We start from the raw sequence: 13,476 nt of genomic DNA on the forward strand, positions 1-13,476 counted from the left end.
TTTATATATTTCCATTTCTTTTTGCAAATAAACAGATAGGATATGCCAAAACATTTCATAATAATCATATAATTTTTATTAACCTCATGAGAGCTGCATAACCTTTTATCTTCATTTTGATTCGAATTTCATCTTTTATTTCTATCTTTGCAACCGATATGAAGAGATTCCGTTACATATTTGCTGTAATACTTTCCCTGACAATCATATATGTCGGGGCAGGAGTTTCTGTTATTGATTATTGCTGCGCTGCATGCGAAACCGCACAAAACTGTTGCAGTAATGGTTGTCCCAAATGCCGTAAGTCTCATCAACAGTCAGATAAATCATGTAAAGAAGAGGGATGCACAGCCACGATCTATAAGGTAGATCTGATGAAGCATTCATGTGAAGCTTCCGTCAGCGTTCCTGTCATGCAATTATTCTGTGAGTTATTACCTCAATTTCGCAGTATATTGTTTATGGGAGAGTGGCAGGAGACATCCTACAACGTTCCTCCACATCCTGTCAGTTCGCGACATTATCTGGCTTTATATTCTGTCCTGCTTATTTAGACTCCAAGTGTGCTAAGAAAGGAATGCATGAGAATAGTATTCAATGATACTGTTTTCATTATTTCTAATACCTATTTCTTTATATCTTAAGATTCAAAACATCCCCATGTTTTCATTAAGAACATCCCCATGTTGTGTACAAGAACATCCGGATGTTGTACATGAGAACATCCCCATGTTTTCTGATTATATCTTATACTTTGAAGAGTCGGGATATTTATATCTGAGATATGAAGAGTAATATTAATCCATAGATAAGTAATATACCATTGTGCAACCCTGTTGCACTGGTTATCGTGTAATTTTGCATCATGAAACAATTTATGTATATAAAATATATATTCTTATTTCTTGCTTTCTTTACTTTCTATACTGCGCAGGCACAAGTAAAAGGAATTGTAAAAGACAATACCGGAGAACCTATCCCCGGTGCCAATGTGTTTTGGATGAATACCACGAATGGCGTAACAACTGCTGAAGACGGCCGGTTCTCGATATCCAAACCGGCAAAGAGCCATATGCTTGTGGTCAGCTTTATCGGTTTCGAAAATGATACGATCCACGTCAGTGATAAAAATCAGGAACTTGATATTGTGCTCCGCGAGGGGGTGGAATTGAATGAAGTCAATATCGTAAGCAGAAAACTCGGAACGATGAAATTGCGGAACAGTGTTATGAACGAAGATATCATCAGTAGCGCCGAACTCACCCGTGCGGCTTGCTGTAATCTTGGCGAGAGCTTCGTTACCAACCCCTCGGTAGACGTCAGTTATTCCGATGCGGCAACGGGAGCCAAGCAGATTAAGTTATTGGGGCTTTCGGGTACGTATGTACAGATGATGACGGAAAACATCCCTAATTACAGAGGAGCTGCGGCACCGTATGGTCTCGGATATGTACCAGGACCCTGGATGCAAAGTATTCAGGTTAGCAAAGGCAGCTCATCGGTTAAGAACGGGTACGAATCGATCACAGGGCAGATAAACGTAGAGTTCAAAAAACCTCAACTTCCGGATGCCGACTGGGTATCAGCCAATCTTTTTGCCAGCAGTACCGCCCGTTATGAAGCGAATGCCGACGCTACGGTAAAACTTTCCAGACGATGGAGCACCTCATTGCTTGCACATTATGAGAATGAAACCAAAACACATGACAGCAATGACGATGGCTTTGTCGATATTCCCCGTGTGAAGCAGTATAATTTGTGGAATCGTTGGGCATATATGGGCGACCGTTATGTGTTTCAGGCAGGCATCAAGGGTATGTCGGAACAGCGTAACAGCGGACAGGACGGACATAATGACCAACCGGCACACGATCTCTATGAGATAGGTATCAAAACCAACCGTTACGAAGCCTTCACTAAGAACGCTTACATCTTTGATAAGGAGAAGAATACCAATCTCGCCCTTATCCTGCAAGGGACGATCCATAATCAGGATGCCGTATACGGGCATAAACTTTACGATGTGGATCAGAGCAATGTGTACGCATCTTTATTGTTTGAGACCGAATTCAGTAAGCAGCACAGCCTTTCTACCGGATTGAGTTTCAATTACGATGGATACGACCAGCATTATCGCCTGACCAACAATACGGAGTCGGGATTAACAAACGCATTCGTAAAAGAATCTGTTCCGGGGGCATACATTCAGTATACTTTCAATTTGAACGATAAACTGATGCTGATGGGAGGAATACGCGGCGACCACAGCAGCGAGCACGGGTTCTTTATCACTCCCCGTGCACATATCAAGTACAATCCGAATGAGTATCTGCACATGCGTCTCTCGGCCGGAAAAGGCTACCGGACCAATCATGTACTTGCAGAAAATAATTATCTGCTTGCCAGTAGCCGTAAAGTGAAAATAGCCGGTCATCTCGATCAGGAAGAAGCCTGGAATTATGGAGCAAGTGTTTCAACTTACATTCCCCTTTTTGGCAAGACGCTGAATATCAACGCAGAATATTATTATACTGATTTTCAGAAACAAGTGGTAGTGGATATGGATACGAATCCTCATGAAGTGTCGTTTTACAACCTGAATGGGCGTTCTTATTCACAAGTATTGCAGGTAGAGGCGAATTATCCGCTCTTCAAAGGTTTTACTCTGACTGCGGCTTACCGCCTGACGGATGCGAAGACCACTTATAACGGAGAATTGCTGGAGAAACCTTTGACCGGAAAATATAAAGGGCTTCTGACAGCTTCTTATCAGACGCCGTTGGGATTATGGCAGTTTGATGCAACACTCCAACTGAACGGCGGCGGAAGAATGCCGAATCCGTATACCCTGACAGATGGCGGACTGTCATGGGAAAAACGGTATGGCAGCTTTGAACAATTGAGTGCGCAGGTGACCCGTTATTTCCGCCGTTGGTCCATCTACGTAGGAGGAGAGAACCTTACTAATTTTAAGCAGAAGAATCCGATCATAGATGCGGCAAATCCTTGGGGAGATAATTTTGATTCTACTATGATATGGGGGCCGATGCATGGTGCAAAAGCCTATATCGGCATCAGATTTAATCTGGCAAGAAACAGTGAATGAAATTAAAAAGTAATATTATTAATTATAAATTGGAGGAAAAAATATGAAAACAAAAAGAATGTTGACAGCCTTGGTGATAACATTATTGAGCGTAACAGCCGTTATGGCCAAAGACATCCGTACAGCAGTATTCAAAGTATCACAGATGCATTGTGAAAATTGTGAACGGAAAGTGAAGAATAATATCAAGTTTGAGAAAGGAGTAAAGGAGTTCTCTACGGACTTGAAAACAAGGACGGTGTCCATTACCTACGATGCTGACAAAACAAATGTAGAGAAACTCAAGGCCGGTTTCAAGAAATTCAATTACGAAGCGGAATTTGTAGAAGAAACAAAGCAGGCGGAAAAGAAGTAATTTGAACAAACGGCCCGTAAATGTTGTTTATTTAGTAATGAGTGAATAGCAGCCAATGCTTATCACTCATCACTAACCACTAATCACTAAATAAATTATGGGTACTATTACAAAGAAGGCATTTCCCGTACTGAACATGCACTGTGCGGGATGTGCCAATAATGTTGAAAAAACAGTTCGCAAGCTGCCGGGCATTGTAGATGCTTCAGTAAACCTTGCCACCAATACACTCTCCGTCTCGTATGAAGCCGACAAACTGGCTCCCGGAGAGATCCGGGCGGCTGTGCTTTCCGGAGGGTACGACCTTATCATAGAAGAAGAAAACCTGAAAGAGGAACGGCGCGAGGAAGCACAACACCAGCACTATCGCAAGCTGAAAATGCAGGTCGTCGGTGCTTGGGTATTCGCTGTTCCGATGTTGCTTTTGTCTATGGTCTTCATGCATGTGCCATATTCAAGCGAGATACAGCTATTACTGACCCTTGCGGTGATGATTCTTTTCGGCGGTTCGTTTTACACGGGCGCATGGAAGCAGGCGAAGTTAGGACGTAGTAACATGGATACGTTAGTAGCCCTTAGCACGTCCATCGCATTTCTGTTCAGTGCATTCAATACTTTCTTTCCGGAGTTCTGGTATAGTCGCGGTTTGGAGCCGCATGTCTATTACGAGGCTTCCGTAGTTATTATTGCTTTCGTGCTGACCGGCAAATTAATGGAAGAGCGTGCAAAAGGCAACACAACTGCTGCGATTAAAAAGCTCATGGGGTTGCAGCCGAAAGTTGCACGCGTATTACGTAATGGAATTGAGGAAGAAATCTTAATCGACCAGTTACAGGTTGACGATCTGGTAGTTGTCCGCCCCGGCGAACAGATTCCGGTAGATGGGGTTCTTGCCGAAGGAGATTCTTTTGTGGATGAAAGCATGATTAGCGGTGAACCGATTCCGGTAGATAAGAAGAAGGGAGATAAAGTGCTTGCCGGCACCATCAATCAACGTGGCTCATTTATCATCAAGGCATCACAGGTAGGCAGTGAAACGGTTCTTGCCCGCATCATCCGCATGGTGCAGGAAGCACAGGGAAGTAAAGCCCCCGTACAGCGTATTGTCGACCGTGTGACGGGTATCTTCGTTCCGGTGGTGCTTGGCATCGCCGTACTGACTTTCGTACTTTGGATGGTAATAGGCGGAACGGAATATTTCTCATATGCCATGCTATCTGCCGTTTCCGTATTGGTGATTGCTTGTCCGTGCGCTTTGGGACTGGCCACGCCTACTGCCCTGATGGTAGGTATCGGCAAAGCGGCCAGCCAGCATATCTTGATAAAAGATGCCGTCGCTCTGGAACAGATGCGGAAAGTAAATGTCGTGGTACTCGATAAAACCGGAACATTGACCGAAGGCCATCCTACTGTCAGTGGTTGGCTATGGGCGCAGACTCAGGAAGAGTGTTTCAAGAATGTACTTCTCGCTGCCGAGCTGAAGTCGGAACATCCTCTTGCCGGAGCAATCGTTGCATCTTTGAAAGACGAAGAGAAGGTAGTGCCGGCACCGCTCGAAAGCTTTGAAAGCATCACCGGAAAAGGAATTAAGGTTGTCTATGAAGGCGATCTATTCTGGGTAGGCAGTCATAAGCTGTTGAAGGATTTCGATGCCGTCGTAACGGATGTTATGGCCGATATGTTGGTGCAATATGAATCCGAAGGAAACGGCATCATTTATTTTGGCCGCCGGAATCAACTATTAGCCATCATCGCTGTCACCGATCCTGTCAAGTCCACCTCTGCCGAAGCTGTGAAAGAGCTGAGACGGCAAGGAATCGACATTTGCATGCTGACCGGCGACGGGCAACGTACAGCCTTGGCTGTGGCAGGAAAATTGGGTATCGACCGTTTTGTAGCCGATGCGCTGCCGGATGACAAAGAAGACTTTATCCGCGAATTGCAGTTGCAGGGAAAGACTGTGGCAATGGTGGGGGATGGCATCAATGATTCGCAAGCATTGGCACTGGCCGATGTCAGCATCGCTATGGGGAAAGGTACCGATATTGCCATGGATGTAGCTATGGTTACACTGATGACTTCCGATCTTCTATTGTTACCGAAAGCATTCGATCTGTCCAAACAGACCGTAAAGCTCATTCATCAGAACCTGTTTTGGGCGTTTATCTATAATCTCATAGGAATTCCCATTGCAGCAGGCATACTTTTTCCTCTGAACGGGCTACTCTTGAATCCAATGCTGGCAAGTGCAGCTATGGCATTTTCAAGTGTGAGTGTCGTTCTGAACTCACTTAGCTTAGGAAGAAGGAAATGACTTATGAATGATGATTTATGAATTATTTTCCCGGCATGCTGCTTTTTTGCAGTATAATTTGTAAATTGCAGGGCATAAATTATAATTCATAAATCATCATTCAAATGTTCTTTTCCGATTGGGGACTTATTCCGTATGCCGAAGCCTGGCAACGACAGACTGAATGGTTTGATTCTCTGATTCAAGCCAAGCAGAATAACGACGTATATGAAAACCATATTGTCTTTTGTGAACATCCGCATGTGTATACGTTAGGACGTAGCGGAAAGGAGAATAATATGTTATTGAGCGAAGCGCAATTGGAAAAAATAGGGGCGACGCTTTATCATATCGATCGGGGAGGAGATATTACCTATCACGGTCCGGGACAATTGGTCTGTTATCCCATTCTTAATCTTGAAGAGTTCGGTCTCGGCCTGAAAGAGTACGTGCATCTGCTGGAAGAGGCGGTTATCCGCGTGTGTGCCTCTTATGGAATCAAGACGGGAAGGCTGGCAAAAGCCACCGGTGTGTGGTTGGAAGGAGATACTGCCCGGGCACGCAAGATTTGTGCGATCGGAGTAAGGAGCAGCCATTATGTCACGATGCATGGCCTTGCCTTGAATGTGAATACCGACTTACGTTATTTCAGTTACATCCATCCCTGCGGATTTATAGACAAAGGCGTCACTTCACTGCGTCAGGAACTGGGAGGAGAACTCCCGATGTCCGAAGTGAAGCAACGCCTTGAACTTGAATTAAGCAGGTTGCTTACGCGAAAATAAGCTGACTATTTCAGTGCTTTTGCAATCGCTTTCTCAACCATCGGTTGCATGATTTCGTACCCTTTTTTATTGGGATGCACCCCGTCTTTTGACAGATCGGAGGGAAGTCCGTTCCTGTCGTCAGCCATTGCGGAGAAATAATCCACATAAATGAACTTGTTCTTTTCGGCATAAGCCTTGATCCATTTGTTCAGTTCCGGAATCTTGACGTTGGGTTCCATACCCGGCCGCCATGGATAATCGAAGGCAGGCAACACAGAACAGAGGATTACTTTGATACCGTTTGCCTTTGCCAACTGGGCCATAGATGCCAGATTGTCTTCTATCATTTCGAGCGTAGAGGGGCCTGTATTTCCGGCGATATCATTGGTACCGGCAAGAATCACTACTGCTTTGGGTTGCAGATCGATCACATCCTGACGGAAACGCAGCAACATCTGTGGAGTTGTCTGCCCGCTGATGCCCCGGTTGATATAGGGACGATCCTTGAAGAATTCCGGACAATTGTTCAACCACCCGATGGTGATGGAATTACCCATAAATACTACGCGCTTTTCTCCTTTGGCAGGAGCGCCCAGTGCTGCGTTGTCATTTTGAAATTGTTTTAAATTGGCCCAATCCTGCGCAGGCAGATTGCCGGCCAGTAAGAACAGGCTGATAAATAAAAGATAAATAGTCCTCATCACTTTTGTCGTTTCCATTGTTTTTGTTGCTTCCATTTTTTTTGTCGTTTTCATTTTTCTATTCACTCTTTAATTCATTCTTTCATTTTTTCATTCTTATTACCCGTATTCCCGTCCATTTTTTATTACGGTCGAGCAAGCGGCTTAATGCAAGTTTATCTACTAATACTTTCCCTCTTGAAGAAGAGGCATGAAGCAGGCACAAAGTGTCTTTCACATAGATGGCAATCCCCATATGCGCTGTATCCAATCCCGGTATGTTTGTAGTCAGAACGATGATGTCTCCACTCTTTATCCAGGGGAGTCCGTTTGCGGGCAGTTTATCTTTGGGCAGCCAATGTATTTCCTGTCCCGACAATGCTTTCTCATACTCTGCCATTCTCGTCACATTTTCCGGAGAATTGCTCAGATGTTTGTATAATTTCGGATGGGAAGACATGTACGAAAGCGATAATTTCTGGGTATACGGACTATTGGCTGCCGTAACATCTTCCATGAATCCGCCGCGTACCCCGTTGTTGATCCAATCGGAAGTGTAGTGCAGACGGGAAGTATACCCGTCTATTTTTCCTTCACGATAGCGGATACGTTGCAGATTAGCCGCAAAATCACTTTCGCTCATCTTGTTTCCCGATGCCGAAGGAAGAGACAGGGCAAGGACATATTCTACGAAAGTAGTACAATCCACTTCATCACAATTGATGACTAAATCTTCTTCACCATCCGTTTCAAGAGTATGAGCTACATAAGGAACATCTATAAAAGTTTGGGCATTAGCCAACATCGGATTTGCTTCCTGTTGTGCTTTTGCCTGGCTGCCTATAAAACAGGCAGCCAGCAAAAAGGTTGGAATCGTTTTCATTATTAATATTGATAAATTAAGTTTCTAAAATCAACCTTGCGCCCAAATGGAACCAGCGTGAAACCATATTCTATGGCATTCCCGCTACCGGTACGTATCAGATAAGGTTCGTGTGGCAGGGCACCCCAGCTATTGTCTCCGCCAATACCCATCATCCGGTAGTCCACAAATACATCTACCACCTTTTCCGGTTTCGGATCGGTGAGGTGGCGATGGTCTGTTTCGGCTGTGCGCGGTGCTGCGTTGTGCAGGTCATCTCCACTGTCAAGAGTTTCGAGCGGATGGTTCGAAGCGTTCAATTCGAACGTACGGTCGGCAACGAGTAACAGACCGGCACCGGATTTGTTGGTGAAAGCGCACCAATAGATGTCTGTACGGTGATTGTTTTCCTGCGGACGGATGTAAGGTTCATACATGTCTTTGATCGGTAACGAATATTCTCCGAAGAACTGAGAAGTGCGACGGTCGCGATAGTTTTCTTCCGGACCGCGTCCGTAGTAAGTCAATGTTGTGAATGTTTCCGGCATTTGCATACGTAAACCGATACGCGGTATCATCGGAGTCTTTTCATTCGCTGCCACAAACCGGTTGTTTACTTTGATCACTCCGTCGGCATATATCTTGTAGGTGATGTCCCAACTTGCATCCGCTTTCGGGAATTTGTAAGAACAGGTTACTTCACCGTTTCGGGAATTAAAGACAGCAGCCGTCACTTCTCCATAGCTGACTTCTTTCCACACTCCTAATTTATGTGGTAATCCGGCACCATAATCATTGTCGATCGGTGCACGCCAGAAGTTAGGATGCAATCCTTGTCCGTTGAGTATATACTCCATTCCATTATATTTGTAAGAAACCAGCATGCCGCTCTTCTTGTCGAATACCGCTTTGAAGTTTTTGCCGGAATAGATGGCTTGCGTCTCTGTTTCCTTCACGGGGGCAGCTGCTTGCAAAGCAGCATTGTCCTTATGGAAAGTGTAGATGTAGTTCTGTTCGCGGGCTATCACAGTGCCTGCCGGAAGGAAAGGTTCGGGCGTACGCACAGTAGCGTAGAACTCAATGCGTACATCTCCGGTATTCGTCTGTTCTTGCGGAATACCTTTCAGTTGCACCGTGACGGTTTCGCCCGGAGCACCGCTTGCACGGAACTTGTCGGTATAGATTTCTTTTCCATGATCGCGGATGACGTAGTGGTAATCGTATTTATCCAGATTGGTAAAACTAAAATCATTGCGCACATCTACCGTTCCGGCTTCTTTCTTGAAATTGACGAACTTGATATTCTGATATACCTTGCCCATTTCCGTGGTTTGCGGTTTTACCGAACGGTCGGGATAGACAACGCCGTTGATGCAGAAATCACCGTCGGATGGAGTACCGGTTGCACCGTAATCGCCGCCATACGCCCAATACTTGCGGCCATCTGCCGTTTTCTCGGCAAATCCCTGATCCACCCAATCCCAGATGCAACCACCTTGCAGAAGAGGGTATTTCTCGATAATATCCCAGTATTCCTGGAAATTTCCTAAACTGTTACCCATTGCGTGTGCATATTCGCACAGAATAAGCGGACGGGTATGTTTGGGATTCTTTGCGTACTTTTCGATATCGGCAGGGCGGGAGTACATCGGGCAACAAATATCCGTATTCCATTCCAAGTGGGCTTGTTCGTACTGTACGGGACGGCTGTCCAGCTCTTTCAGCAAGCTGTAAGTTTTGTAGAAGTTCACTCCGTTTCCGGCCTCATTCCCTAATGACCATACGATGACGGAGGGATGGTTCTTATCGCGCTCGTACATGTTGACAGTGCGCGCCACGTGTGCATCCATGAATAACGGATTGTTGGCAAGTGTACCGCCTACTTCACGGTTATATCCCATTCCGTGAGATTCGATATTGGCTTCATCGATCACATACATACCGTATTCATCACATAGCTCATAGAAGCGTTCCTGTTGAGGGTAATGGCAAGTACGCACAGTATTTACATTGTATTTTTTCCAAAGTTCGAAATCTTTCAGCATCAGTTCTTCCGTAACATAATGTCCGGTGTACTCATTGTGCTCATGTACGTTGACACCTTTCACCAAAATAGGCTTGCCGTTGACGCATAGCTGATGATTCTTCATTTCTACAGTACGGAATCCTACTTTTACACTGGTGGCTTCGAGTACTTCTCCGTTTTCCGGTTCTCTTAAACTGATAATGAGAGTATACAGATAAGGAGTTTCGGCAGTCCATTGTTTCGGGTTCCTGATGATATTGTCATCAAAAATAAATTCATTTGTACTTTGAGAAGGAACGGAAACCGGCATTGCTTCCACTGCATAATCCGAAGTCGCTACCTGCTTTCCGTCTTTGTCGAGAAGCTTATAAGAAAGGACGTAAGAAGTCGATACCGGCTTGCCGCTATCGGCCACCTTCACCTTGAGTTTCAGTATACCGTCTTTATAATCGGCATCCAGTGGGCTCTCTACTTTGAAATCTGCAATCCGGAGCTTGGGTTGTGCATAAAGATAAACCTCCCTTTCGAATCCGCTCAAACGCCAGAAGTCCTGGCATTCCAGATAATTGGCATCCGAGAAACGATGAACTTGCACGGCAATCACGTTTTTACCCGGTTTCACAAATTGGGTGATATTGAAGCGGGCAGGAGTCTTGGCATCTTTACTCATTCCTGCGAACTGTCCGTTCAGATAAAAAAATGCAGCTCCTTTAGTTCCGTCGGCACTGAGAAAAATCTCTTTTCCATTCCAATCGGCAGGAAGCGTAAAATCACGCCGGTAGGTTCCTGTCGGATTCCATTCCTCGGGTACATACGGAGGATTGGGCCGATCCCAATACGGGGCATATCCCGGTGAGCAGAATTCATAAGACGTGTTCACATAGATAGGAATTCCGAAGCCTTGCCGCTCCCAGTTTCCGGGTACCTGGATATCTGCCCAGTCACTTACATTCTTTTCCGGAAGCATGAAGTCCGTCGGGCGGGTTGAGAAACTGTCTACATAGTTGAATTTCCATTTGCCGTTTAACGAGAGGCGGAAAGTTCCGTCTTTCCGGTTGTTTACGGCAGCATCTTTCTCGTTCGTATACGATGTAAAGCTACTGCAGGGGGCTTCTTTGCGTATACTTGTCAGTTGGGGATCGGTTATCTGTTTATAACGCTCCCCCTGAGCGATAGAAGTCAGAGGGAGTATTACAAGACATACAACCGTTAATAGGTTTTTCATGAAGACGGGTTTTATTAAGTTAGAACAATGGTTGATATGTCAATATCGATACGTAAATGCATCCACATTCCAACGTGTCAATATGCCAATACATGATTGCCATCCGGCAGGATAGCGCAGCCAATCGGCACATTGGCATATTGCCGCATTATTTATCATTTTACTTTCATCGAAGCCTTGATAAAGTAAAGAATCAGCAAAGCATAGGCACCGAGGGCCAATACCTGCGACCAAGTGTTGTTTAGCCAGGCATCGTTTACGAGATTGACTCCTCCGAAACGCATGGCTGCACTGATCACACCCATCAAAGCGCCGCCGGCAATGAAACCGGAAGCAAGCAAAGTACCCTTTTCTCCGCGTTCGGTATTTAATGAAGCATCTTTGCTGCGGCTTGTCACATACCAATTGACAGCTCCACCCACTACCAAAGGAACATTCAATTCAAGCGGAATGAACATACCCAATGCAAAGGCGAGCGCAGGAACTTTGAAACAAGTAAGTATAATGGCCAGTATAGCGCCGATACCATAAAGCAGCCACGGCGCACCTACACCGCTCATCAACGGTTCGATAACGGCTGCCATTGCATTTGCCTGCGGTGCAGCCAGTGCTCCACTGGTGAAGCCATATGTTTTGTTGAGGATAATCATTACTCCGCCTACGGTAGCGGCAGAAACAATTGTTCCGAGGAATTTCCACGTTTCCTGTTTGGCAGGAGTACTACCTAACCAGTAACCAATTTTCAAGTCGGTGATAAAACCGCCGGCCATGGATAATGCCGTACAGACCACGCCACCCATAACCAAAGCCGCTACCATGCCCGAAGGGCCTTTCAGCCCGACAGCTACCATCACGACGGAAGCTAAAATCAACGTCATCAGCGTCATGCCCGATACCGGATTGGTGCCGACAATAGCGATGGCATTGGCAGCCACTGTAGTAAAGAGGAACGAAATGCCCGCCACCAGAACAATAGCTACCAATGTATGTATCAGGTTGCCCTGCATTACATCAAAATAGAAGAATAAGAATATCAGAACCAGCGTGATGATGGAACCGATAGCGATAATTTTCATGGATAAGTCACGCTGCGTGCGGAGCATATTTTTCTCTACGTTTCCTTTGCCGCCCATCTCTTTGGCAGCCAATCCTACGGCACTCTTGATGATGCTCCATGACTTGATAATCCCGATCACACCGGCCATCGCGATACCACCGATGCCGATACTTTTCGCATAATATTTGAAGATCTCTTCAGGACTCATCATCCCCACAGTACTCGTGATTTCGGGATTCCATGCATTCAGCACGCTGTCTCCCCAGAACATAGACATCCCCGGAACGATAATCCACCATACCGCCAACGAACCGGCACAAATGATGAAAGCATATTTCAATCCGACAATATACCCCAAACCCAGTACGGCAGCCCCTGTATTTACTTTAAATACCAATTTGGCTTTTTCTGCCAGCATCTCACCGGCACTGCATACACGGGTGGTAAAATTCTCGTTCCACCAACCGAAAGTGGCAACGACAAAGTCATACAAACCACCGATAATGCCGGCCATAAGCAACGGCTTTGCCTGACTGCCGCCTTTCTCTCCGGATATAAGCACCTGTGTTGTTGCCGTAGCCTCCGGAAAGGGATATTTACCGTGCATATCGCTTACGAAATATTTACGGAAAGGTATAAGAAACAGAATACCCAAGACACCTCCTAAAAGAGAACTGATGAATACTTGCATAAAGGTAACGGTCATCTCCGGATATTTCGCCTGCAGGATGTACAGGGCAGGAAGGGTAAAGATAGCTCCGGCCACGATTACTCCCGAACAGGCTCCGATGGACTGGATGATCACATTTTCTCCCAATGCATTCTTGCGTTTGGCCGCTCCCGAAACACCTACCGCTATAATGGCAATAGGAATGGCGGCTTCGAATACCTGGCCGACTTTCAATCCCAAATAGGCGGCCGCCGCCGAAAAGAGGATGGCCATGGCGATACCCCAGGTTACCGACCATACGTTTACTTCCGGATAATTCTTTCCGGGACTCATCAGTGGGTTGTACACTTCGCCCGGCTTCAATTCCCTGAACGCGTTTTCGGGCAAGCCGGTGAATTTGTCTTCTTCTTGTTTCATACCTTACATATAAAATTT

The 13,476-nt window shown here is 45.7% G+C and carries 9 protein-coding genes; 5 read left to right on the forward strand and 4 right to left on the reverse strand.

What is annotated here, in order from left to right:
- Positions 1 to 158: 158 nt before the first annotated feature.
- The 5 genes from RB604_RS14605 (at position 159) to lipB (ending at position 6,539) form a co-directional block, all read left to right on the forward strand.
- Entirely contained in the window at positions 159 to 554 is a 396-nt protein-coding gene (locus RB604_RS14605; RefSeq protein WP_081504163.1) for a hypothetical protein, read from the forward strand.
- Positions 555 to 877: 323 nt separating this feature from the next.
- Entirely contained in the window at positions 878 to 3,106 is a 2,229-nt protein-coding gene (locus tag RB604_RS14610; protein ID WP_172680683.1) for a TonB-dependent receptor, read from the forward strand.
- Between the two features lie 43 nt (positions 3,107 to 3,149).
- A complete protein-coding gene (locus tag RB604_RS14615; RefSeq protein WP_005932120.1) occupies positions 3,150 to 3,461 on the forward strand; it encodes a heavy-metal-associated domain-containing protein in 312 nt (103 codons plus the stop codon).
- 97 nt (positions 3,462 to 3,558) lie between these two features.
- On the forward strand, positions 3,559 to 5,775 hold the full coding sequence (locus tag RB604_RS14620; RefSeq protein ID WP_007480864.1) for a heavy metal translocating P-type ATPase: 2,217 nt from the start codon (positions 3,559 to 3,561) through the stop codon (positions 5,773 to 5,775).
- Between the two features lie 104 nt (positions 5,776 to 5,879).
- Entirely contained in the window at positions 5,880 to 6,539 is a 660-nt protein-coding gene (lipB, locus tag RB604_RS14625) for a lipoyl(octanoyl) transferase LipB (protein WP_007480866.1), read from the forward strand.
- 5 nt (positions 6,540 to 6,544) lie between these two features.
- On the opposite strand, the gene RB604_RS14630 is transcribed toward lipB, so the two are convergent.
- From RB604_RS14630 to RB604_RS14645, 4 genes are all read right to left on the reverse strand, one after another.
- Positions 6,545 to 7,240 carry an SGNH/GDSL hydrolase family protein gene (locus RB604_RS14630; RefSeq protein WP_025819033.1) on the reverse strand — a complete coding sequence of 232 codons (696 nt, stop codon included), beginning with the start codon at positions 7,238 to 7,240 and terminating at the stop codon, positions 6,545 to 6,547.
- Between the two features lie 64 nt (positions 7,241 to 7,304).
- Positions 7,305 to 8,084 carry an N-acetylmuramoyl-L-alanine amidase-like domain-containing protein gene (locus tag RB604_RS14635; protein WP_007480868.1) on the reverse strand — a complete coding sequence of 260 codons (780 nt, stop codon included), beginning with the start codon at positions 8,082 to 8,084 and terminating at the stop codon, positions 7,305 to 7,307.
- 2 nt (positions 8,085 to 8,086) lie between these two features.
- Positions 8,087 to 11,314 (reverse strand): glycoside hydrolase family 2 TIM barrel-domain containing protein, encoded by a 3,228-nt coding sequence (locus RB604_RS14640; RefSeq protein WP_055294695.1) that lies wholly within the window; start codon positions 11,312 to 11,314, stop codon positions 8,087 to 8,089.
- 155 nt (positions 11,315 to 11,469) lie between these two features.
- Positions 11,470 to 13,458 (reverse strand): OPT family oligopeptide transporter, encoded by a 1,989-nt coding sequence (locus RB604_RS14645; RefSeq protein ID WP_055294697.1) that lies wholly within the window; start codon positions 13,456 to 13,458, stop codon positions 11,470 to 11,472.
- Between the last annotated feature and the right edge of the window lie 18 nt (positions 13,459 to 13,476).

Source organism: Bacteroides salyersiae (assembly GCF_031172035.1).
GTDB lineage: Bacteria > Bacteroidota > Bacteroidia > Bacteroidales > Bacteroidaceae > Bacteroides > Bacteroides salyersiae.